Annotated in this window: 18 protein-coding genes; 9 read left to right on the top strand and 9 right to left on the bottom strand. The window is 43.9% G+C overall.

Annotation, left to right across the window (positions count from 1 at the left end):
• Positions 1–8: 8 nt before the first annotated feature.
• From AAEO56_RS10495 to AAEO56_RS10485, 3 genes are all read left to right on the top strand, one after another.
• Positions 9–2003 carry a transglycosylase domain-containing protein gene (locus AAEO56_RS10495; protein WP_341697006.1) on the top strand — a complete coding sequence of 665 codons (1995 nt, stop codon included), beginning with the start codon at positions 9–11 and terminating at the stop codon, positions 2001–2003.
• 131 nt (positions 2004–2134) lie between these two features.
• Positions 2135–3973: a DUF4139 domain-containing protein gene (locus AAEO56_RS10490; protein WP_341697005.1), complete on the top strand. Its 1839-nt coding sequence runs from the start codon at positions 2135–2137 to the stop codon at positions 3971–3973.
• A 75-nt stretch (positions 3974–4048) separates the two neighbouring features.
• The gene (locus AAEO56_RS10485) at positions 4049–5428 is read left to right on the top strand and encodes a PQQ-dependent sugar dehydrogenase (protein ID WP_341697004.1); all 1380 of its coding nucleotides are present in this window, start codon (positions 4049–4051) and stop codon (positions 5426–5428) included.
• 225 nt (positions 5429–5653) lie between these two features.
• Here the strand turns inward: AAEO56_RS10485 and AAEO56_RS10480 are convergent, their stop codons facing one another.
• Together AAEO56_RS10480 and AAEO56_RS10475 are read right to left on the bottom strand one after the other, a co-directional pair.
• Positions 5654–6613 carry an OmpA family protein gene (locus tag AAEO56_RS10480; RefSeq protein WP_341697227.1) on the bottom strand — a complete coding sequence of 320 codons (960 nt, stop codon included), beginning with the start codon at positions 6611–6613 and terminating at the stop codon, positions 5654–5656.
• 26 nt (positions 6614–6639) lie between these two features.
• Entirely contained in the window at positions 6640–7401 is a 762-nt protein-coding gene (locus tag AAEO56_RS10475; protein WP_341697003.1) for an exodeoxyribonuclease III, read from the bottom strand.
• A gap of 232 nt (positions 7402–7633) precedes the next feature.
• On the opposite strand from AAEO56_RS10475, the gene AAEO56_RS10470 reads away from it, so the two are divergent.
• A complete protein-coding gene (locus AAEO56_RS10470; protein ID WP_341697002.1) occupies positions 7634–9451 on the top strand; it encodes a lysophospholipid acyltransferase family protein in 1818 nt (605 codons plus the stop codon).
• A gap of 144 nt (positions 9452–9595) precedes the next feature.
• Here AAEO56_RS10470 and AAEO56_RS10465 read toward each other — a convergent pair whose 3' ends face one another.
• The 7 genes from AAEO56_RS10465 to serS all read right to left on the bottom strand — a co-directional run bounded on the left by AAEO56_RS10465 (position 9596) and on the right by serS (position 17097).
• The gene (locus AAEO56_RS10465; protein ID WP_341697001.1) at positions 9596–9991 is read right to left on the bottom strand and encodes a DUF805 domain-containing protein; all 396 of its coding nucleotides are present in this window, start codon (positions 9989–9991) and stop codon (positions 9596–9598) included.
• A 99-nt stretch (positions 9992–10090) separates the two neighbouring features.
• Positions 10091–11062: a 2-hydroxyacid dehydrogenase gene (locus tag AAEO56_RS10460; RefSeq protein WP_341697000.1), complete on the bottom strand. Its 972-nt coding sequence runs from the start codon at positions 11060–11062 to the stop codon at positions 10091–10093.
• An 83-nt stretch (positions 11063–11145) separates the two neighbouring features.
• Positions 11146–12498 carry a magnesium transporter gene (mgtE, locus tag AAEO56_RS10455; protein ID WP_341696999.1) on the bottom strand — a complete coding sequence of 451 codons (1353 nt, stop codon included), beginning with the start codon at positions 12496–12498 and terminating at the stop codon, positions 11146–11148.
• Positions 12488–13267 carry a 16S rRNA (adenine(1518)-N(6)/adenine(1519)-N(6))-dimethyltransferase RsmA gene (rsmA, locus tag AAEO56_RS10450; RefSeq protein ID WP_341696998.1) on the bottom strand — a complete coding sequence of 260 codons (780 nt, stop codon included), beginning with the start codon at positions 13265–13267 and terminating at the stop codon, positions 12488–12490. Before rsmA ends, mgtE begins: the two co-directional genes overlap by 11 nt.
• A 32-nt stretch (positions 13268–13299) precedes the next feature.
• Positions 13300–13620, bottom strand: coding sequence for a DUF4286 family protein (locus AAEO56_RS10445; protein ID WP_341696997.1), 321 nt, complete (start codon positions 13618–13620; stop codon positions 13300–13302).
• 235 nt (positions 13621–13855) lie between these two features.
• Complete coding sequence (locus tag AAEO56_RS10440; protein WP_341696996.1) at positions 13856–15658, bottom strand: tetratricopeptide repeat protein; 1803 nt, start codon at positions 15656–15658, stop codon at positions 13856–13858.
• Between the two features lie 167 nt (positions 15659–15825).
• On the bottom strand, positions 15826–17097 hold the full coding sequence (gene serS, locus AAEO56_RS10435; RefSeq protein ID WP_341696995.1) for a serine--tRNA ligase: 1272 nt from the start codon (positions 17095–17097) through the stop codon (positions 15826–15828).
• 258 nt (positions 17098–17355) lie between these two features.
• Between serS and AAEO56_RS10430 the strand changes: the two genes are divergently transcribed.
• From AAEO56_RS10430 to AAEO56_RS10410, 5 genes are all read left to right on the top strand, one after another.
• Positions 17356–19272 (top strand): M1 family aminopeptidase, encoded by a 1917-nt coding sequence (locus AAEO56_RS10430; protein ID WP_341696994.1) that lies wholly within the window; start codon positions 17356–17358, stop codon positions 19270–19272.
• Positions 19273–19462: 190 nt separating this feature from the next.
• Complete coding sequence (locus AAEO56_RS10425) at positions 19463–21586, top strand: hypothetical protein (RefSeq protein ID WP_341696993.1); 2124 nt, start codon at positions 19463–19465, stop codon at positions 21584–21586.
• Positions 21587–21598: 12 nt separating this feature from the next.
• On the top strand, positions 21599–21937 hold the full coding sequence (locus tag AAEO56_RS10420; protein WP_341696992.1) for a hypothetical protein: 339 nt from the start codon (positions 21599–21601) through the stop codon (positions 21935–21937).
• A gap of 141 nt (positions 21938–22078) precedes the next feature.
• Positions 22079–22675, top strand: coding sequence for an EndoU domain-containing protein (locus AAEO56_RS10415; RefSeq protein ID WP_341696991.1), 597 nt, complete (start codon positions 22079–22081; stop codon positions 22673–22675).
• Positions 22676–22679: 4 nt separating this feature from the next.
• Positions 22680–23033 carry a hypothetical protein gene (locus AAEO56_RS10410; RefSeq protein WP_341696990.1) on the top strand — a complete coding sequence of 118 codons (354 nt, stop codon included), beginning with the start codon at positions 22680–22682 and terminating at the stop codon, positions 23031–23033.
• Positions 23034–23072 lie beyond the last annotated feature (39 nt).

Here is a 23072-nt window from a genome sequence, read left to right as displayed (position 1 = left end):
ACAATTCAATGCGTAAAAGAAGTAAAAAACAAATAGCAATATTAGTTTTAAAGATATTCGTTGTATTCATCGTTATCTGCATCATTTCCTTTTTTGCCTTTAGGAACATGCTCCTGCAAAAAGCGATTGCCAAAGTTTCCGACAAAATGCAGCGGGAATACAGCAGCCGCTTTACGGTAAAAGAAGCTGCCTTCAAAGGATTTTCTGGCATTGAGCTAAAAGAGATTGCGCTTGTGCCAAAGAATGCCGATACCCTGCTGCACGTGCAGGAAATAAGGACATCGGTAAATTTCATGCGCCTGCTTACCGGCGATGTACAGCTGGGAACCCTCGAAATGAAAAACGGGTTTGTACAGCTCGTGAAAAACAAGAACGGTAAAAACTTTGATGCCTTTATAAAAAAGGATAAAAAAGAAAAAGAAGCAGAAGAAGAAAGCGGGGAAACCAACTATGCCGAACGGGCTTATAATATCCTGAATAAAGCCCTGAACCTGGTACCTACCGACATGAAGCTGGAAAACCTTACGCTGCGCCTTGACGATATGGGCAGGACGATAAGCCTGAACCTGCAGCAGATGCGCCTCGCCGACGAGCAGCTGGAATCGACCATCGGGGTAAAGGCAGATAGTATAAGCCAGACATGGAAAGTAAAAGGCATGGCCGACCCAAGGGGGAAAATAGCCGACCTGAAATTCTTTAATGCCGATACTTCCCGTATAGAGGTGCCTTACCTTAACGAACGATACGGATTGCGATCCGGGTTTGACTCCATACACCTTAATGTTGAAAATATTGACATGGATGGCGATGAGCTGCATGTTGACGGCTTTGCCTCCATCGGCAATTTCATGGTGAACAACCCAAAGATTGCCGAAAAGGACGTGGTTATAGACAAGGCACGTTTTGATTACCATCTTCTTTTCGGGCCGGATTTTGTATCTGTAGACAGCACCTCAACGGTACAGCTGAACAAGATAAAATTCAATCCATACGCGCGATATAGTGTTGCCGGCGATACCATTTATGAACTGAAGGCAAAGATCCCGAAAATGCAGGCGCAGGATTTTATTACCTCGCTTCCCAAAGGCCTTTTTACCAATTTTGAAGGCATGGAAGCAGAAGGCACTTTTAGCTACGACCTGAAATTTTTATACAACAAAAACAAGCCCAACGCACTGGTATTTGACAGCAACCTGAAAAAGGACGGCCTTAAGATCCTTAAGTACGGCGCCGCCGACCTTGCCAAGCTGAACGGCAGCTTTACCTACAGGGCTATAGATAACGGAAGGGCACAGCGGCCTGTAATTGTGGGGCCGGCAAACCCGTATTTTACTCCATTGGCAGATATTTCGCCCTACCTCCAAAAAGCGGTGCTTACCAGCGAAGACCCTTCCTACTTCAGGCACAGGGGCTTTATAACCGAGGCTTTCAGGCAATCTATAATTAAAAACATAAAGACCAAAAAGTTTGCGCGCGGTGCGAGTACCATAAGTATGCAGTTGGTAAAGAACGTATTCCTTACCCGCCAGAAAACGCTTTCGCGAAAGCTTGAGGAGATATTGCTGACGTACATACTGGAAAACAATGGCATCTCGAGCAAAGCCCGCATGCTGGAAGTATATTTTAACGTGATCGAATGGGGGCCTGATGTATATGGAATTGGTGAGGCCGCCGATTATTATTTCGACAAGCACCCATCGCAACTATCGCTGGATGAATGCGTATTCCTGGCCAGCATCGTGCCGAGGCCCAAGGCTTTTATGTGGCAGTTTGACAACGAAGGCCACCTGAAGGGTTATGCCGTGAAGCACAACAAATTTATAAAAGACATTATGTTGCGCCGCGGCCTGCTGGTGCCTGAAGACACCATTGCACAAACAGGAAGTGTGAATATAACAGGCCGGGGAAGGTCGCGCATAAGGCTTAAAGAGATACCGCTCTATGAAAACGATTCAATAGACCTGGATGAGTTCTTTTTTAATGTTTCGAAACGGGCTTTTTAAACGGTTTTAAGCGCTATGCTATTTTACCACAAAGATCACCATGATTTTTGTGGTAAAATAATTTGAATAAAATTTACCATCATTCCCAACCTTTTTACCAAAAGAGTGCTCTTACTTATAAAATACTTTTTATGAAGAAGATACTCTTTTTATGCCTGCTCATCAGTAGCGTGGCATTCGCCCAAAAGCCGGTATTTACCACGGCGAAGGCTGTTGCCGCTACGGTTTACTTTAACGGTGCCGAGCTTTCGCAAACTGCAAGCGTTACACTGCCTGCCGGAAGCAGCGAGATCGTGGTAAAGAATGTGGCCAATTACCTCAACGAAAACACCGTTCGCATAGGCGCTCCTGTGGGTCTTACCGTACTGTCGGTGCAATTCACCCGGGATTATATTGCAGAATATGAAGCAGATGAAACTTCGCCCGCCATCAAAAAAGTGCGCGACAGCATTACACTTGTCCAAAAAGAACTGGAACGGACTGCTACTGCTAAGGCATCGGAACTGAAGGTTATCGAGTTATTGGATAAAAACAACCAGGTGTACGGCCAGCAGTCGGGGCTTAGCGTCGCCGAACTGATGAAAATGGTAGATTATTATAAAGCAAAACGTTCGGAAACCGCCACAGCAATTAATTCATTGATCGATAAAGAAAAGAAACTTAACGACCTGATTGCGAAACTCAACAGCCGCCTCGAAACCAATACAAACATAAATGAAGACATTTCGCAGGGGAAACTGGTATTGCAGGTAATGAACGATAAAGCGGGTGCTATCCCATTAACCATCGATTACCTCGCGCAAAATGCCGGATGGACACCGTTTTATGACCTGAGAGCCGATAACATCACGGAGCCTATTAATTTATTATACAAGGCGGAAGTAGTGCAGCAAACGGGGCTTGACTGGAAAAAGATAAAACTCACTCTCTCAAGTGGCATGCCGAACCAGAATAATGTAGTGCCAATACTAGATCCCTGGTTTCTGACAACATATAACCCCGCTTACACGAGGAATGGTGTCGGAAATGTTACAGAAACCCTGCAGGGACAGGTACCCGGCCTTAACATATCTACCGGATCGGGGCAACCGGGCGCTAACAGCACTGTTATATTGCGTGGTTATGGCTCCATCAACGGAAACATCGAACCCCTGTATATTATCGACGGGGTCCCTCTAAATTCAGATAACTTCAGGAATCTCAATCCAAATGACATTGCTAATGTTGAAGTGCTTAAAGATGCAGGGGCTACTTCTATCTACGGTAACAGGGGCGCAAACGGGGTTATAATTGTTACAACAAAAAAAGGAAAATTTAAGAAAAAAACCTCTGTAGATGATTATACTCAAATTACAGAAACCCAAATGAATGTCTCTTTCGATATCGATATTCCGTATGATATAGCGTCGAATGGAAAGAAACACAGCATAACTATGAAAGAGATAAAATTGCCTGCTTCTTATAAACACCTTGCCATTCCTAAACTTGATAAAGAAGCTTATTTGATGGCAGAAATAACCGACTACTCGAAGTACAACCTATTGAAGGGCGAGGCCAATATTATTTTCGAAGGCATGTATGCAGGCAAGACCTACATTGATCCGGGACAGACGACTGATACGCTGAGCCTGAGCATGGGCAGGGATAAAAAGATTGATATCGAAAGAACAAAAGTGGTGGAAAAGTCGGGAAGCAAGTTCCTTTCGTCTAAAAAAGAACAAACCTTTACTTATGATATTATTGTTCGAAATAACAAGAAAGAAGCCGTACAGCTTACCCTGAAAGACCAGTATCCTTTGAGCACGCTTGAAAATATGGAAGTAGAACTTTTGGAAAGCAGCAGCGCAGACGTGAACAAGGAAACGGGTATACTGCAATGGCAAATGAAGCTGAAAGCTGGCGAAACCAAAAAAGTGCGGCTTAGCTACAGGGTACGGCATCCGAAAAACATTAGTGTCGGAAATCTGTAATGTTTTGTTAACCAAGTAGCTGTATTTTGTGGTTTTTCGTTAAATTTACTGAAATAACACAATAGACAATTAGCTATGAAAACAAAACTATTTTTCGCATCCTTGTTATTCACAGGGTTTTTAAACGCCCAGACTATCGAGCTGGAGGAGTTTGCATCAGGATTGACTATGCCTGTAGACATTGCTTTTGCCAATGACGACCGTATGTTTGTTGTTGAGCAGGACGGGCTTATAAAAATGCTTATAAACATTGAGGGGGAAGTAACCCAATCGACATTCCTGAATGTTTCGTCTTTAATTAGTACCTCCGGTTCTGAAAGAGGGCTTTTGGGAATGGCGTTTCATCCGGATTTTGAAAATAACGGTTACTTTTTTATCAATTATACCAACACAGCCAACAATACAGTAATAGCCCGCTATACCGTTAATGCTGCCGACAACAATATAGCCGACCCTACGAGCGCTGTTATTCTTTTGACAGTAACCCAGCCGTTTTCCAACCATAATGGAGGCTGCCTGCGTTTTGGCCCGGATGGCTACCTTTACATAGGTATGGGCGATGGCGGTGATGGAGGTGACCCCGGAAACAGGGCACAAAACATTAACACGCTGCTTGGTAAAATGCTCCGCATTGATGTTGATGGCACAGCGCCCTATACAAGCCCTACAGGTAATCCTTATATAGGAGTTGACGGGGCAGATGAGATCTGGGCTATCGGGATGCGCAATCCCTGGAAATTCTCTTTCAACCGCCTTAGTGGCGACCTTTGGATTGGTGATGTTGGCCAGGGGTTATGGGAAGAGATCAATAAAGTTCCATCTACTTCGGCAGGGATTAATTACGGATGGAGGTGCTACGAAGGCAGCCATACGTATGACATGTCAGAATGCTCCGGCATCACTGGCCTGACAGCGCCTTTTGTAGATTACAGCAGCGGATCGGGAAGCGGTAACTGCTCTGTTATTGGAGGTTATGTATACACCGGTACCATTTTCCCGAACTTACAGGGAAAATATCTTTTTGCCGACTATTGCAGCAATAAAATAGGAATGATTGATGAGGACGGGGGATCTATTACCTGGACCGATGCTTTTGAGGGTACGAACTTTGTGACTTTTGGCGAAGACCATACCGGTGAGCTTTATATTGGAGGCATCAGCGACGGAAAGATATACCGCATCATTGACAACTCCGTTTCAGGCACCACCGACTTTGCCGGCGGCTCCTACATTGTTTATCCTAATCCTGCAGGGACCGAAGTTTTTGTGGATATTAAAAATATATCAAACCCAGCTTCTGTAAGCATCCTTGATATAAGGGGAAAACTATTGGTACAGCAGGACCTTGCCGAAGGCAGTTCGCGGATTGATACCGCTGCGTTGCAAACGGGCATATACATGATGAAGCTTGAAGCTAATGGGAATACTAAGTATCAGAAATTGGTTATCAGGTAACTACACACAGACCTGACAGTCTTGGAAACGTAAGCCTTGGGAAGACTTTTTTGAAAAACGTAAGTAGTACGTTCTGTCATTCTGAACGTAGCTTGAGGAGTGAAGAATCTCAATCATAAAATGCTAAAGAGATTCTTCCTTCGTCAGAATGGCAAAGATGCCACTCGAGGTAAATAACAAAGGCCGGAGATGATCCGGCCTTTATTATTATACATCAGTATGCTATTAAATTTCGTTGAGCATTTTTGATATCTCATCCAGTTTTGGTGTAAGGATTATTTCTATCCTCCTGTTTTTGGATTTGCCTTCGGCAGTGTCATTGCCGGCAACCGGGACAAATTCTCCCCTGCCCGCCGCTGTAAGGTTTTGCGGATTAACCGTTTTATTTTCGCGGATAATGTTCACGATAGCCGTGGCTCGTTTTGTAGAAAGGTCCCAGTTATCGGTGATCTGGCCGCTGCCTGCATAAGGCACGTTATCTGTGTGACCTTCGATCAGTACAGATATATCCGGGTTGACTGCAAGAACCTTGGCAACCTCAACAACGGCTTTTTTACCTTCGGTACCTACAACCCAGCTTCCTGACCCGAACAGCAGTTTGTTTTCCATCGAAACATATACTTTGCCATTCTTCATCTCTACGGTAAGGCCCTTACCTTCAAAACTGTTAAGCGCTTTGGATAGCGTTTCCTTGAGTTTTTTCATGCTCGCTTCCTGCGATGCCATCATGCTTTCCAGCTCATTTACACGCTGAGAACGTTCCTTTAGTTCCGAGCTTAGTTTGTTCAGCCTTTCCTGCTCTGCTGCCAGCGCTTTCTCTTTTGCTTCAAGCTGTGCAAGGAGTTCGCGGTTTTTCTTCATATTGGTATCCAGTGCATCGCCACTGTTTTTCTCCAGCGCTGCGTAGGATGACTTCAGCGTATTGAGGCTTGATTGTGCAGCGGCATAATCGGCGGCAAGTTTATCACGGTCGGCCTTCATCTTGTCCAGCTGCCCCTGCAGGTCTTTCGACTTCAGGTCGAGCTCATTGCGTTCTTTTTCGAGTTTCGTGTTATTATCGGCCATCTCACGGTTCTCCTTTTTCAGGTCGGCATATTTGTTCTCAAGGTCGGTATATACCTTCTTGGATACGCAGCTTGTTGCCATCATCAGGACCAGCAGGCCTACGGAAATTCTTCTTAGTATCATATATGTGTTTTATTTAGTGATCTTTATTCAAATTCTACCAATATAGGGCAGTGGTCGCTGTGGCGTGCTTCGGGCAATATAAGCGCTCTTGTAAGCCTCTCCCTTAGTGGCTCGCTCACCAGTGCATAGTCGATACGCCAGCCTTTATTATTGGCACGGGCATTACCAAAGTTGCTCCACCAGGTATAGTTGTGCGGCTCTTTATTAAAATGACGGAAACTGTCAACGAATCCGCTTTCCATAAAGCCGCCAAGCCATGCTCTTTCGTTTGGCAAAAAGCCCGAAACCCTGGCGTTGCGCACGGGGTCATGGATGTCTATTTTCTCATGGCAAATGTTATAATCGCCACAGATGATAAGGTTCGTTAGCTCTTTGCCAAGATTCGAAATGTATTGGTGGAACTCATCCATATACCGGAACTTGTATTCGTGCCTTTCCACATTACTTCCCGAAGGCAGGTACAGGCTCATTACCGAAAATCCGTCAAAATCCAAACGTATATTGCGGCCTTCAAAGTCCATGTGCTCTATGCCTGTGCCGTATACTACATTATTGGGTTTGTGCTTTGACAATATAGCAACGCCGCTATAACCTTTCTTTTGTGCCGAAAACCAGTAGTGGTAGGGATACCCGGCCGCCTCAATTTCGTGGACGGCTACCTGATCTGCGGTTGCTTTGGTTTCCTGGAGGCAAATGACATCCGGATCGGCCTGTTTAAGCCATTCGATAAAACCTTTACTGAACGCCGCACGGATACCGTTTACGTTATAAGAAATGATCCTCATTATGCTTTGTTTGTTTTTCAAAAGTAACCAAAAAAGTATACACTACCTTTTCAGCCTAAAATTTATTGCAAAAGAAATGGGGATAATCCAACCCATTTGCCATTATCTGCATTTAAGTACCGTTTTGACGGGCAAAAACACCCGATCTTTGCACAATAATTAAAAAACTTAATCTCCTTTAACGTTTCGTCAGAATTGCTATCTTTGTTTTTCGCCTGAAACACAAATGTAGATGAGTTTAGTTACAGCTAAAGAAGTTGCAAAAGCAATAAAGACTGACAAATACGGGTTTTTAGGAACTTTTACCGGCTGGTTATTGATGAAAGTCCTGAAGATATCCACCATGAATAAGATATACGACAGGAATAAGCACCTTAAAGATGTTGAATTCCTGAATGCCATACTTGACGAGTTCCAGATAAAATTCGAGATCCCTGAAGAAGACCTGAAGCGCCTCCCAAAAAGCGGCGCCTATATTACCATATCCAATCATCCCCTGGGCGGGATAGACGGTATCCTGCTTTTAAAATTAATGCTGGAACGTGAGCCTAATTTCAAGATCATTGCCAATTTCCTTTTGCACCGCATAGAGCCGATGAAACCGTATGTAATGCCGGTTAATCCTTTCGAAAACCATAAGGATGCCAAATCGAGCGTTACCGGGATCAAGGATGCACTGCGCCACCTGAGCGACGGCAAGCCTTTGGGCATATTCCCTGCAGGAGAAGTATCTACTTATAAGGATGGAAAGCTCGTGGTAGACAAGCCTTGGGAAGAAGGCGCCATCAAGCTCATAAAAAAAGCGAATGTTCCCGTTGTGCCTATATACTTCCACGCGAAGAACAGCAGGCTGTTCTATTTTCTTTCGCAACTAAGCGATACGCTGCGTACGGCCAAGCTGCCATCGGAAACACTTACGCAAAAAGACAGGGTGATCAAGGTACGTATTGGCAAGCCTATATCGGTGGCAGAACAAAATGAGCACGAAGGGCTTGAGGCGTATTCTGAATTCCTGCGCAGGAAAACTTATATGCTGGCTAACCCTTTCGAAAAAGATACAAGGCTGATAGATACGTCTCACCTCAACCTTAAAATAAACAAGGGCCCTAAACAAATTGCCACCCCTGCCAACCACGACAAGATACTGAACGAGATAGCATCGTTGCGCAAAGGCGACTACCGCCTGCTTCAAAGCAAGAATTATGAGGTATTCTTTGTATCGGCAGATAAAATACCGAACATCCTGCATGAACTGGGAAGGCTAAGGGAGATAACGTTCAGGGAAGTGGGCGAGGGTACCAATGAGTCACTCGACCTTGACCGGTACGACAAATATTACCACCATATGTTCCTTTGGGATGAGCAGACCAAGCAAATTGCCGGGGCATACCGCATGGGACTGGGTTCTGACATTTATAAAAAATATGGTATCGACGGCTTTTACATGCACGACCTTTTCCGTTTTGAACCGGAACTGTATGACATGATGAGCAAGTCGATCGAGATGGGCCGCGCCTTCATTATAAAAGAATACCAGCAAAAGCCGATGCCGCTGTTCCTGCTTTGGAAAGGCGTTGTACATACTACGCTTCGCTATCCGGAACATAAGTTTCTTATTGGCGGAGTGAGTATCAGCAACCAGTTCTCTGACTTCTCGAAGTCACTGATGATTGAGTTCATGAAATCGCATTATTATGATCCCTATGTGGCGCAGTACATCCACCCTAAAAAGGAGTACAAGGTAAAACTGAAGGACGCCGACAAGGATTTTGTTTTCAATGAAGCGGAAGCCGACCTGAACAAATTCGATAAATTTATAGAGGAAGTAGAGCCGGGTAACCTGCGCCTGCCGGTACTCATAAAAAAATACATCAAGCAAAATGCCAGGGTTGTTGCTTTTAACGTTGACCCGTTATTCAATAACTCAGTGGATGGGCTGATGTACATCCGTATTGCCGACCTTCCAGAAAGCACAGTTCGCCCCGTTATGGAAGAATTCCAGGCAGAGCTGGAAAGGAAACTTGCCGAGAAGGGTGAGGAACATTTGTAGAAAGTAATTTTTTGCCACGAATTACCCCTAATTTACACTGAAGGTTTGTACACTGTAATTTCGAAGGTACACTTGCCTGTTAAAATAAAACCGCCCCAATAAGCATCTGTCTTACTGGGGCGGTTCATTTATTATATAGACTTCTTAATAAGTTTCCTTAGCGCCTATCTCGTCAAATTCGTTGTAATTGTTTTTAGGATCAGGGCCGTATTGGTTAGGGCCATTGTCACCTTCTGTAGCAAGAAGGACTATCAGCCATATACCGCCAACAATAGGAATCAACCCAACAAAATAATACCATCCGCTCTTATTAATATCATGTAATCTCCTTACTACGACAGCAAGTCCCGGAACAAAAGTGGCAAGCGCATATATCACATAAAGAATCATTCCTACTGATCCAATCAACGCTGATAGCCCAAATAATGCAATTAAGATGATAAGGTTAAACAATAAAAAATACCAGTATTCACTCCGTCTGGCCCTTCCTGAAAAGTCTGCGTAATTATCCCTTACGACTTTTAAATACCATTCTATCATAATTTTATTTTTTTGGTTGAGCAGCTAAAGTAAATTATTTTATTATTGCATTAACTAATATATTACAATTTTGATAATTTTTTAACAAACATATACAATTTACCTAACTTTGTCGTCGAAGCAAGCGTATAAAGTTATAATCTTATCCACAATTACCTGCGCGAGCCGTTGATGGCTTTCAAATGTCCACCCCGCGATGTGCGGTGTAAGTAATACATTGTCGCTGTCAAGAAGGAATTGGAATTCGGCAGGGATATCGGTAGTAAATAATTGTTCGAAAGAAGATTTTTCGTATTCCAAGACATCTAAAGCTGCGCCCAGTATCTTGCCCGATTGCAGGGCATCGGCAAGGTCTTTTGTCACAACACTTTTCCCACGAGCAGTATTGATAATCCAGAATGGTTTTGAAAATGCGTTGATAAAATCAGCATTGACCATCCGGTGGGTTTCGGGTGTGTGCGGCGTGTGCAGGCTCACCACATCAGCTCTTTGCTGTAATTCCGCAAGCGTTACCTGTTTGGCATTGGCATCACCCACAAAAGGCTTTATATCATAGCACAGCACCTCAACATCAAAGCCGCGCAGCTTTTTGGCGAATGCCTTTCCCATGTTACCATAGCCAATGATGCCCACGGTTTTCCCATCCAGCTCATAACCCCGGTTGCCTTCGCGTATCCATTGTCCACTGCGTATTTCGCGGTCAGCCTTGTTCAGGTTATTGAAGAGTGACAGCAGCATCCCCAGCGCCTGCTCCCCTACTGCATTGCGGTTACCCTCGGGGGCAGCTATAAGACGGACACCTTTTGCTTCCGCATAATCGCAGTCAATGCTTTCCAGCCCTGCTCCTACTCTCGCTATAAACTGCAGGCTGACTGCCTTATCGAGAAACTGTTGATCAATATCAAAGCGGCTGCGAATCACAATGCCATGATAGCCGTGGATCTTTGCCTCTACGTCTTCCTTGGATGATTTGTAATCGGCTTCATTTATAAAGCCGGCCTGTTCGAGTTGTTCCCAAAGGATAGGATTGTTGCTGTCAATATGGAGGATTTTTATGTGTTGAGGGTTCATTGGTTGCGGGTTATACCACAAAGTTACGCAAAGAAGACGCAAAGGCACACAAAGCCATTGATCAAATATTCGCAATACTATTTCTAAAACCCTAATATCATCTTCGCTATCGAGAAATAAATAACAATACCGCAGATATCATTACTGGTAGTAATAAAAGGGCCGGTAGCCAAGGCAGGGTCGATGCCTATTTTATTTAAAGAAATAGGGATAAAAGTACCTATAAGTGAAGCAATAACGATTACTGATATGAGTGCCACGCTTACTGTAAAGCCAAGCGCGTAGGTTTCGCCTAGTATAAAATGGCTCCCTACAAATAATATGCTTGCCAGTATCAGGCCGTTTAAGAGTGTCAGCAATACTTCTTTTATAAGCCTGTTCCAGAGGGAACCGCTCAGCGTATTATTCGCAAGGCCCTGTACAATAATCGCTGATGACTGTACGCCTACATTCCCGGCCATAGCTGCGATCAGGGGAGTAAAGAAAAACAGCTCTTTATGGTTGTTCATTGCCCCTTCGAAGATACCGAGCATCTTAACGCTGATAAACCCTCCGAGCAATGCCAGAACAAGCCACGGAAGGCGGGCTTTTGTAAGGTCAAGGATACTGTCATCCGCCTCTACATCCTGGGATATACCCGCTGCCAGCTGGTAATCCTTGTCGGCTTCTTCCTTGATCACGTCTACCACGTCATCAATGGTAATGCGTCCAACGAGCCTTCCCAGCTCATCTATTACCGGGATGGCCTCAAGGTCATATTTCTGCATGATACGCGCCACTTCTACATCGGGCGTTGTGACTTTTACAAAGTCAACTTTTTTGATATATACTTCGCTGATCGGCGTTTTGGTAGAGGTTACCAAAAGGTCTTTGAGCGATAGGCGCCCTTTCAGCTTATTTTCATCGTCCACTACATAAATAGAGTGTACACGCTGCACGTTCTCGGCCTGCACACGCATTTCCTTTACACAGGTGAGCACATTCCAGTTTTCATTAACCTTTACAAGTTCCTTACCCATAAGCCCGCCTGCCGTATCTTCGTCATACCTGAGGAGGTCTACAATGTCTTTGGCGTGCTCGTCATCGTTCAGCTCCTGTATTACCTCTTCCTTCCTTTCATCAGGAAGCTCGGCGATAATATCGGCAGCATCATCCGTGCTCATCTCATCGAGCTCTTCTGCGATCTCTTTTGGCGAAAGGTTCTTTAATATTTTTTCCCGTATCTCCTCATCCAGTTCGAGAAGAATCTCAGCAGTTTTTTCACTGTCAAGGATATGGAAGATGTAGCTGGCCTCACCGCTGTCGAGCTCTTCCATGATCTCGGCTATATCAGCAGTGTGAATGTCGTGAAGCAGGTTTTGTAGTTCCTTTTCACGGTTTTCACTTATATATTGCTCTATCTGGGCAATAAAATCTTTGCTGATCTTAAACTCCATTGGCAGCTATTTTTTTGGTAAGCCCTATAAACTGCTCCACGGAAAGCTGTTCGGGACGAAGGTCAAAGATACTATCTTCCTTTAAAATATCCGAAAGGTTGTATGTTTTTAAACTGTTACGAAGTGTTTTCCGGCGCTGGTTAAAAGCAGTCTTTACCACCGCAAAAAACAGCTTCTCATCTACGTCGAGATGGAAATTTTCTTTTCGGATTAATCGCAGCACCCCTGATTTTACTTTTGGTGGCGGGTTAAACACATGCTCGTCTACAGTGAAAAGATACTCCGCATCATAAAATGCCTGTACCAACACTGAGAGAATGCCATAGGTCTTGCTGCCTTTCTTTTCGCAGATGCGCTGTGCTACCTCTTTCTGGAACATACCCGAAAATTCTGGTATCCTGTGGCGCATTTCCAATGTACGGAATACGATCTGCGTCGAAATATTGTATGGGAAATTGCCAATGATGGCAAACGGCTCGTCGCCAAAGACCTCGGTTATGTTATACCGCAAAAAGTCTTTGGATATAATCTTTCCATGCAGTTTAGGATAATGGCCGTTAAGGTATTCTACCGATTCGGTATCGATCTCGATCACATAGGTGTCGATCGGTTTGTCGAGCAGGTATTTAGTCAGCACTCCCATGCCGGGGCCTATCTCAAGGACTTTGCTGTAGCCGTTCAGGGTCAGGGTATCCGCAATATCTTTTGCTATGCTTTCATCTTTCAGGAAATGCTGCCCGAGATGTTTTTTGGCTTTTACTTTATCCATTTTTTGGAATACCAGAACACTGGTTTTAATTACTATACCTGTTTGAATTCTTTCAGCAATTCCATCTCGGTACGGAAAGCGAGCATCTTGTCTCCAAAAAGCCTTACTCCTTCCTCCCTCAGCCGCGGTGCATCTTCATTGTAGTACGCCTGAAGCTTTCCCATATTTTCGGCAAAGTACTGTATGGCATAAGTGCTTCCGCCCATCTCTTCTACAATAAGAACCTTGACAATCTTCGCCTTAAAAAATTTACCGGTTTCCATCACTTCGGGTATGTGCTTCTCCATCATCCAGGCAAGCCATTTGTCGTGTACGCTGTCGTCAATATTGATAGTAACGTTGTAGAGTATCATTTTTGGTGGATTTGGTTATTTGTTGATAGGTTTATTCGGGTTAAGCCTTTTAACAAAGATAGGGTGAACGGTAATTATGGGCTAATAATTTTATGGTAAATTTTGTATGGCATTACCGGCTTTCCATTTCGACCGCAGAGAGAAATCTCAAGTTGTTTCCGATCATCTCCTGAGATTTTTCTCTCCTCCGCCGCGGCGGATCCGTTCGAAATGGAACGCCGCCTATTTGAGGAAACTAACTATTCGTATCGCCCCTCAGGAGCCTGTACTGTTTCCGGGCTTCTATAAAGTAAATGCTGTCTTCGTGGCCGAACAGTACCTTTTCATAGAGTGGCTTTGCTTTTTCAGGGTCGGCGAGCTTTTTATTGTATATCTCTGCCGAATAGAACAGCGCCTCATCTACATAAATGCCTTCCTTGTAGTTGTCGATTATCTTTTGGTAGTATTCCAGCGCCTGCGGGTATTGCCCCATGCCTTCGTATATCTTTCCTATGCGCAGGAGCGTAACGTCCTGTATGCTCTGCGTTTTGTCATTAGCCAGTATGTCCTTAAACTCCGCCAGCGATTCGGCTTTTTTGTTCTGGTACAGCTTGAAGTCGGCTTTCGCAAATTTCTTCAGGGCGGTTTGAGTGCTGTCCTCAACTGTATTATCTATAATGAGCAGGTAAAGCTCCAGCGCGTCATTGGCGATAAGCTGCGAGCTGTTTGATTTTAGCACCTTAAACTGTTTTTGCGCCCATTCAAAATCGCCTTTAAAATAGCTGCTTTTCGCCATCTTAAGGCTTGCCTCATGGCCAACGGCATCGTTCTTAAGGTCCTCTTCTATCTGGGCATAGTAGATGATCGCCTGGTTGAATTTCTCATCCAAAAGCAATATGTCTGACAGCTTCATTTTTACCTGCGCCTCCTGGTATTTGTTCAATTGCAGCTTCAGTGTATTGTTCAGTGTCTCGATCCCGGCTTTGGTATCTTTCCTGTAAAAGGCATCAAAATCGGCCTTGAGCAATTGCAGTTCCAAAGAATACGGGCTTATGCCATACTCCGTAAGCAGGGCATCAATGCGTTGTTTTATAGCAGGGTAGTCTTTTTCCGGGGCTGTTTTGATATCCATTGAAAGCAGGTAGTAGTGCGACTGCATCCGGAGTTCAGGGTCAGAGGTGTTTTTTAGTATAAAATCCAGTATCTCGCGGGCTGTGGCATCTTCATTTTCCTCAACCGCGAGTTTGGCGAGACTCACTATATTTAAAAACATATCCGGGTCGCGCCTGAATATCGCTTTTTCCTGTATAAAAGCTTTGCCATATTCGTGCTGCTGCACAAAAAACCAACTCAAAAACTGGTTCCAGAAGATGTCCTGCGTTTTCTGCACATTCAACAACAATACCTTGCGCAACGCTGCGTTAAAGCTTTTCTCTGTGCCTCCGGCTGCATTTTCTTCACCTTCCTCGTTCATGAACCGCGACAGCTGGTTTTGCACCACTACAAGGTTTTGCGGATTATTGTAAGAATAGCTGAGGAGCTTGTCAATCATAAGGTCAACATTGCCTAGCTGGCCCTGTAACAGCGCCACCTGGTAATCGAAATTGAGGCTTTGGTTTGCTTCAACTGCAATGTTATAGGCTTTTATCGCCTGCTCCAATAATGTCTTTTGCTCGAAAGTAGTAGCAATGCTGTAAACGTTCGACGGATTTTCGGTTACCGACGCGAGTGCCAGCTTATAGTTCTTTTCGGCATTAGCCATATCCTTCTGCAACTGGAAATTGTAACCGATCTCCACATACAGCAACGGCTGCCTTGTCCTTTCGAGCTTTTCGGCCAGGAGCTTTCCCGCATTGGCATATTGCTGTAACTGCTGGTAGCAGGCAACGACTTTTTGGGTGAAAAAGGTATTGTTGGGCTGTTTCTTTTCAAGGTCCTGGTAAATGACCAAAGCCTTTTCGAACTCCCCTTTCTCAAAATAATTCTGTGCCAGCTGCTCGTTTTGCGCAAAAGCGGCAAAGGAAAAGAGGAACACTATAATGGCAATTATCTTTTTCATTTTCATAGATTTGGAACACTGATAATGCGGATGTAACTGATTTGCACAGATAGCACACATCCTGTAATTAGCAAACAGTGCAATAACGCAATAAAACGGATTTTAGCATAACAATCAGTGATTATCAGCTAAATCCGTTTCATCCGTGATGCTTATAAACAAAGCTACTAATTTATTATATCAAATCCGGTATAACGTCGTAAAACTTCGGGTATTACGATGCCCTCGGGAGTTTGGTAGTTTTCCAGTATCCCGGCAAGCACCCTTGGCAATGCCAGCGAGCTTCCGTTAAGGGTATGTGCCAGTTGATTCTTGCCATCCTTATCGCGGAAACGCAGCTTCAGCCTGTTCGACTGGAACGTTTCGAAGTTCGACACAGAGCTTATTTCCAGCCAGCGGTCCTGTGCTGTTGAGAATACTTCAAAGTCGTAGGTCAGCGCCGATGCAAAGCCCATATCGCCCCCACAAAGGCGAAGGATACGGTAGGGTAATTTCAGTTCCTGCAATAGTGTTTTTACATGCTCCACCATACCGTCAAGGGCAGCATAGGAATTTTCAGGATGGTCGATGCGTACGATCTCTACTTTATCGAACTGGTGCAGGCGGTTAAGGCCGCGGACGTGCGCACCATACGAACCCGCTTCCCTGCGGAAACATGGTGTGTAGGCCGTACACAATACCGGCAGCTCATTTTCCTGCAATATCACATCGCGAAACATATTGGTTACCGGAACTTCAGCCGTTGGGATTAGGTACAGGTCGTCGATACCGGCGTGGTACATCTGGCCTTCTTTATCAGGAAGCTGGCCTGTGCCGTAGCCTGAAGCTTCATTTACAAGGTGCGGCACCTGGTATTCTTTGTATCCGGCATCGGTATTTTTGTCAAGGAAATAGCTTATCAGGGCACGCTGCAATTTGGCGCCTTTCCCTTTATAAACCGGGAATCCTGCGCCTGTTATTTTATTGCCTAATTCAAAGTCGATGATGTCGTATTTTTTTGCCAGGTCCCAGTGCGGCATTGCGCCTTCATGCAGTACAGGTATCTCGCCTTCTGCGTGTACCTCAAGGTTTTCCTCGGGTGTTTTTCCTACCGGTACAATATCGGCAGGGGTATTGGGCAATTTGTAAAGCGCATGCGTAAGCGCTTCGGTAGCTTCGGCAAGGGTTTCGCCAAGCTCTTTGCTCTTCTCTTTATATTGTGTGGTCTTTTCTTTAAGGATGGCGGCTTTTGCCTTTTCGCCGGCTTTCATCAGCTCGCCAATGTCGCGCGACAGCTTGTTGGCTTCGGAAAGTATCGTGTCAAGTTCTACCTGCGTGTGCCTTCTTTTCTCATCGAGGGCAATCACTTCGTCAACCAACGGCGCTGCGTCAAAATTTCTTTTACCCAAAGCCTGTATCACTTTTTCCCTGTTCTCTCTGATAAATGCTGTCTGTAACATGATGCTATTTTTTATAAGTGGAGCAAATTTAATGATTTGTTTTAATTAGATGGACTTTAGCCACGAATTACACGAATTTTCACTAATTAAGGATGGAACGCGGATGACGCGGATCGAGCGGATGACCACGGATCTTCCTTAGGATACCGCTAAGTATAGAAATTCCTTCTAAAATTCGTGCAATTCGCGGCTAAACTTTATAACCTGCTGTCCCTCTGTTTTCAATCAAATTCTGATTATATTTGAGAAATTTTAGCTATGATGAAGAATTTTACGCTGATAGTGCTTGGCCTGCTTTGTTTTACAAGCGCTTTTGCACAGTCCTATAATGATGAATTACTGCAGATCGCCGAAGCAGAGATGAAATCGGCTTTCAACCTGAGGACTTTTACTGCCAATGCCAATACCGGCAATTATGATGTTGTTTATCACCGCCTGGATGTTACCGTAAACCCGGCAGTGCAGTTCATTTCAGGAAGCGTTACTACCAATTTTATTGCCAACGAGGATATGTCCTCTATAACATTCGACCTGAGCAATGACCTGGTCGTGAGCTCCGTTATAAAAAACGGTAACAGCATCCCGTTTACGCAAAATTCTGATGATGAGCTTGTCATAACATTCCCTACACCACAACCGGAAGGCACAACGGGTTCGGTTATCATCAATTATTCCGGTGTACCGCCAAGCGATCAGGAATCCTTCGTTACCTCAGATCACGATGGCGCACCTGTGTTATGGACGCTTTCGCAACCTTATGGCGCTAAAGACTGGTGGCCGTGCAAACAGGATCTTATAGACAAAGTAGACAGCATCGATGTTTATATCACTGCCCCTTCGGCTTATGTAAGTGTTTCAAACGGGCTTGAGCAATCGCAGGTTATTAATGGTGCCAATAAGACAACGCATTTTCACCACGGCTACCCCATCCCCGCTTACCTTATTGCTATAGCAGTAAGCAACTATTCCGTTTTTAACCAGACAGCGGGAACTGCGCCTAATACATTCCCTATTATCAATTATTATTATCCGGAAAACACCTCGGTTCCGGGTCAGGTTGCGGTAACATTACCCATTATGGATTTTTATGAGCAGACATTCGAAACCTATCCCTTCCACCTCGAAAAATACGGGCATGCGCAATGTGGTTTCGGTGGAGGTATGGAGCACACTACGGTTTCATTCATGGGCAGCTTCGGGAGGCAGCTGATAGCGCATGAACTGGGGCACCAATGGTTTGGCGACAAAATAACCTGCGGCTCATGGAAGGACATCTGGCTTAATGAAGGCTCTGCTACGTATATGGCAGCAATGGTGATTGAACATATGGACGGGAATGACAGCTTCAGGAACTGGAAGGCCTCAACGATCCTGAACATAACTTCCCAACCCGGCGGAAGCGTTTATCTTACCGATACCGATACCCTGAGCGTAGACAGGATATTCAGCAGCAGGCTGAGCTATAACAAAGGTGCAATGGTATTGCACATGTTGCGTTTTAAACTGGGCGATGCCAATTATTTCCAGGCATTGCGCAATTACCTGGCCGATAGCGACCTTGCTTACGCGTATGCAAAAACCCCCGACCTGCAGGCACACCTTGAAACACAATCGGGTATGGATCTTGACGAATTTTTTAGTGACTGGGTGTATAAACAAGGTTACCCATCGTACACCATTGCGGTTTCGAATGGCCCGGGGCAGTCTATCGTCACTATAAACCAAACCCAGTCCCATCCTTCGGTGTCCTTTTTTGAAATGCCGGTACCCATACGCTTTACAGGCCCCGGCGGGCAGTCATTCGATGTAGTGCTTGATAATACATTCAACGGCCAGCAGTTTACTGTTGCCATGCCTTTCATACCTGTTACCGCAGAAGTTAACCCCGAATGGGATATCATTGCAGTAAATAACAACGTTACACTGGACACTGAAACCTTCAATTTATTATCCGCCATTACGCTGTATCCTAATCCTGCCTCTGAAATGCTTACTGTTGAATTATCGGAAGAAGTTATACTTGAAAAAGCGATCTTCTACAACACGCTTGGACAGAAAGTACTGGAAACCGGCAGCGAAACTTCCCTCAACATATCGCAGCTGGCTACAGGAATGCATTTTGTAACGCTTATGACCAGTGAAGGAAGTGTGCAGTTAAAGTTTGTGAAGGAGTAATTAGTTTTCAGACTACATTCTATGCTGAAAGAATACAATTTATCATATAAATCAAATCTTAGTTAAGAAAATTTTCTTTTGGTTTAAAATTTTCTTAACTTTGCAATTCAATTAAATCCTTTTCAGGATCTTCAGTTATTGCCACTGGCAAAAATTATACTTACGAATTTGTAACTTAATTTTTTTACCAATGCAATATATCGATGGAATACCCCTGATCACAGATCCTGAGGGTGATGCAGTGCTTTTCGGCTCCCTTTTTCCGCAAGGCTTTGCGCAATCGCAAACGGCCTTTCAAAACGTGCGGAGAACACCTATCCTTGATTATGAATGGCAATTCCTGAAACGCTCTGTAGATGACACCCATGATGCCCTTTTTATGGTTGCAACCCCCGAAACTATTGGCAATGTGACGCTCCAGCAGGAGCCCGGCACACAGGTCGATTTCCGGAAAGAAGATTTTACTCTCTATCACGAAGGCGGCGTTAGCAATGGCAGGTATGATCCCGGAATTGACATCATTGATGCTACTGTTTCGGTAATCGTACTAAAAGATGGCGTATTGGCCGAAAAGCTTTGGAAAGAAACCAGTGTAGAGTCCAACCAGGCGATTTTCTTTATTGAAAATAATGAGAGCGACTGGAGCTCTGCCAAAATGTTTGCCCGCTTTGGCGAATTTGCGAAGAAAAAGCTGCTTGCGCTTGATCGCGGCAACAGCATGCTGATGGAGTTCCTCAGGTCGCTTCCCGAAGTGGATAATGATGTGATACAGCAACTCCTAAACCATGGACAGGTTGAAACTAAAGTTAGCCTGGTAAAGAAGACAGTTACCGGCATTATGAAAATTGTGAGCTATGCAGCCGGCGGGCCGGGCAAGATAGTTGGCCCATGGTGCGAAAAAGCAGGCAACTATATCCTGGAAAACATCCAGGTACCGGAAAGCGTATGGAACAGCCAAAGCGATGACTACAGCAAACGCGAAAAGCTGCAGGAAAAGCTGATGCTGGGCAATGATCTCAGCGGCCTGCTCGCCAGCTTTAATGACAGTATCCTGCTTATGCCTGTACGCTATGTAGCGCCGGAGTTATTGAACAGGCTAAAAAAAGGGGCTGAACAATTTTTAGCGGAATTTGTGGCAGAATACAACAGCATGGTGTCCGATGCCCTAAAAAAAATGTTTGGCGAAACAGGCAGCGATGAAGAACCTGACCTATCGTTCCTGAGGGAATATACGGCCTATCTTTGCGGTATTTGCAACGGGCTTATTGACTTTGTTGGCGGTACACTTGTTTTTGCGGGCCAGCTGATGCAGTTTCAGTTTGATTTTGCACAGGATGCAGATGCCTACCTGGAGCGCTTTGACAGTTTTATGGCTTCTGTAAAACCGTTCTTTGCAAAGATATTGGCTGCAGTAAAAAAGGCTTTTGCCAATCCTAAGAAATATTTTTCAAAGTTTGACACAACCGATATAAACTGGGATAAGGTGGCTTATTGTGCAGGATATACAGGAGCGTTTATAGCCTCCTTTTTTATTCCTTTTACTGCCTTTGCAAAACCCGCTGCGGTTGCCGCAAAGCTGAAAAAAGCAGCAGTCCCAACGGAGATGTTGGCAGAAATAAGCGCCAAAACGGCAAAAGTTTCTAAATTTGTAATGGATGGCAGCCGCAGGGCTGCGGGGCAGATGCTGGAATTCCTTGATGACATCCTGAAACTGATGGCACTCGGCCTTGAGGAACTCACAGCTTTTCTTGATGATATCTTCAAAAAGATGGCGGAGTGGCTGATGAAGAATAAGAAGGTGGTTCAAGACAAGGCGGATGAAGTTGCAGCCTATATTAAAAGAATTAAACCAGTTAAGTTCCCAACGTTTACAATGCTGAAGAAATATATTAGCGAAGAAACGGGCAAAGGATGGTGTGCACCTGATGCAGTAAAATACTTGACGGAAGCAGAAAGGCTGGAATATGAACTTGCAATCATTGACGGGAAGTTGTATACTAAAGGCGGCAAGCTATTTGATACTGCAGCAGGATCAACCATATTTGGGCCGCAAAAAGCTATATTTGTGATGGATAGTAGAGGTAGGATATATGCATCATTGAGACATAAAGCCCGTTTATTTCATCATTCAAGTTTTTTAGCAGGTGGGGCGGTAGCCAGTGCAGGAGAAATAGAAGTGGTCCAGGGGTTGATCAAGCTGGTTACACGTAAAAGCGGGCATTATCAACCGTCCAGTCTTTCTAATACAAGATTTTTAAGACAATTGGAAAGTAAAGGCGTAAAGACAAAAGAAATAATTGTAAAGGACTTTTAAAATTAAATAATAATGGAAAATATCAATGAATTAATGACACCGGTCTTTGTCCTTTTCAATTTTGAAAGAATAGAAGACATAGAATATAAAATGGCTGATGCAGAATACTTAAAAGATGTGAGTAATTTAGATGAAAGAAAAAGACTTTATTCGGCATTAAAATGGGCAGAGAAAAACTCTAATTATGATTTTAAAAGTATTATAAAAAATGCCCCTGTACCTGGAAAACTAAAGTTTAGCAATAAAGAAGTCTATATTTTCTTATTGAGTTTTAAGAAATTTATGGAAAATGAAGAATATACATTGCTTACAGATGACAGGCCTACTACGTGGCCGTGGGAAAATAATTAGTATTCTTAATAATCTAACTGCCCTTCGGGGCAGTTTTTGTTTATTGGGAGTTCTCAACCACATCCTGAAGCTGATATTGCTGGGGCTTGAGGAGCTTACCGCTTCCTTGAAGATATTTTCAGGAAAATGGCGGAGTGGCTGATGAAGAATAAGAAAGCTATAACAAAACAGCTTATCTTAGTCAATGATGCTACTGAGTTTATAAGAAGGTATACATTAACCACCGCGCGGCATCTTAATTATGGGGAAATAAGAATAAAGAAAATTGACCCAAAACGGACTAATAAAGATCCGGGATGGATTTTAGAAGAATATTCATATAACGTTAGCCGGACGGGTACAGGAGGCAAAACGCCATTAAAGAAGTTTAATTATAAAGTTACTGTTGGTGGTGTTCATAATCTGAATAACCTTAGCCGTTATATGAGAATAAAGGGAGGATTAAAAGAGTTAAAACTTGCAGGTAAGCTGCCCACCGGAGAAAAGGTATATAAAGGCCTTGTCGAGTTTTGGGTAAAGGAACTAAAGGCATGGAAACCTAAAGATTTAGCATCAACATTTTTTCCAAAAAGCTGGCCGGAGGAAAAAATAAGAAAAGTAATCCAGGAAGCGAGCCTGAATATTTATTTTAGAGATCGAAATTTATATAGAGGAATTACTAAAGAGGGTATCAAAATTGAATTCCGGGTTAGTCCACAAACGGGAGAAATAACAACTGCATATATAACTTTTAAATAAAAAAATGAAAAAAGTAGAATTTAAGATATTACCAAAATACGGTGATAGAGTAGTAACTGCAAACCATGATAAATATGTACTCTTAATGTATTATATGTCTGAAAGAAATGATATCCCTACAATAACGCGAATTATTTCTGAACTTGAAATTGTGAAAAGCGGTGAAAAGACATTTGAAGAAGTTTTTACAGATATATATGGCACTATACCTATAAGCTGGATTGCAGGAGAGTTTGAATGTGACAAAGACAACGCTTACTTTATAAGCAATAATCCCGACAACGAGCCCAGCTTTGAGATGCCTTTACAGGAACTTATTAACCTGATGCAGGAATGGAAAGCTTTTTTAGAAGGATAAACTATTATCCATAATGATTAACTGCCCTTAGGGGCAGTT

The organism is Flavobacterium arundinis (genome assembly GCF_038289855.1).
Classification (GTDB): Bacteria; Bacteroidota; Bacteroidia; order Flavobacteriales; family Flavobacteriaceae; genus Flavobacterium; species Flavobacterium arundinis.
The sequence above is the reverse complement of the archived record's forward strand: the minus strand, read 5'-3'. Positions and strand labels throughout refer to the sequence as shown.

What these genes read in the sequence shown, in the direction of transcription:
- AAEO56_RS10495 (WP_341697006.1), top strand. Translation starts at nt 9, where the DNA reads ATGCGTAAAAGAAGTAAAAAACAAATAGCAATATTAGTTTTAAAGATA.
- AAEO56_RS10490 (WP_341697005.1), top strand. Translation starts at nt 2,135, where the DNA reads ATGAAGAAGATACTCTTTTTATGCCTGCTCATCAGTAGCGTGGCATTC.
- AAEO56_RS10485 (WP_341697004.1), top strand. Translation starts at nt 4,049, where the DNA reads ATGAAAACAAAACTATTTTTCGCATCCTTGTTATTCACAGGGTTTTTA.
- AAEO56_RS10475 (WP_341697003.1), bottom strand. Translation starts at nt 7,401, where the DNA reads ATGAGGATCATTTCTTATAACGTAAACGGTATCCGTGCGGCGTTCAGT.
- AAEO56_RS10470 (WP_341697002.1), top strand. Translation starts at nt 7,634, where the DNA reads ATGAGTTTAGTTACAGCTAAAGAAGTTGCAAAAGCAATAAAGACTGAC.
- AAEO56_RS10465 (WP_341697001.1), bottom strand. Translation starts at nt 9,991, where the DNA reads ATGATAGAATGGTATTTAAAAGTCGTAAGGGATAATTACGCAGACTTT.
- AAEO56_RS10460 (WP_341697000.1), bottom strand. Translation starts at nt 11,062, where the DNA reads ATGAACCCTCAACACATAAAAATCCTCCATATTGACAGCAACAATCCT.
- mgtE (WP_341696999.1), bottom strand. Translation starts at nt 12,498, where the DNA reads ATGGAGTTTAAGATCAGCAAAGATTTTATTGCCCAGATAGAGCAATAT.
- rsmA (WP_341696998.1), bottom strand. Translation starts at nt 13,267, where the DNA reads ATGGATAAAGTAAAAGCCAAAAAACATCTCGGGCAGCATTTCCTGAAA.
- AAEO56_RS10445 (WP_341696997.1), bottom strand. Translation starts at nt 13,620, where the DNA reads ATGATACTCTACAACGTTACTATCAATATTGACGACAGCGTACACGAC.
- AAEO56_RS10440 (WP_341696996.1), bottom strand. Translation starts at nt 15,658, where the DNA reads ATGAAAAAGATAATTGCCATTATAGTGTTCCTCTTTTCCTTTGCCGCT.
- serS (WP_341696995.1), bottom strand. Translation starts at nt 17,097, where the DNA reads ATGTTACAGACAGCATTTATCAGAGAGAACAGGGAAAAAGTGATACAG.
- AAEO56_RS10430 (WP_341696994.1), top strand. Translation starts at nt 17,356, where the DNA reads ATGATGAAGAATTTTACGCTGATAGTGCTTGGCCTGCTTTGTTTTACA.
- AAEO56_RS10425 (WP_341696993.1), top strand. Translation starts at nt 19,463, where the DNA reads ATGCAATATATCGATGGAATACCCCTGATCACAGATCCTGAGGGTGAT.
- AAEO56_RS10420 (WP_341696992.1), top strand. Translation starts at nt 21,599, where the DNA reads ATGGAAAATATCAATGAATTAATGACACCGGTCTTTGTCCTTTTCAAT.
- AAEO56_RS10415 (WP_341696991.1), top strand. Translation starts at nt 22,079, where the DNA reads ATGAAGAATAAGAAAGCTATAACAAAACAGCTTATCTTAGTCAATGAT.
- AAEO56_RS10410 (WP_341696990.1), top strand. Translation starts at nt 22,680, where the DNA reads ATGAAAAAAGTAGAATTTAAGATATTACCAAAATACGGTGATAGAGTA.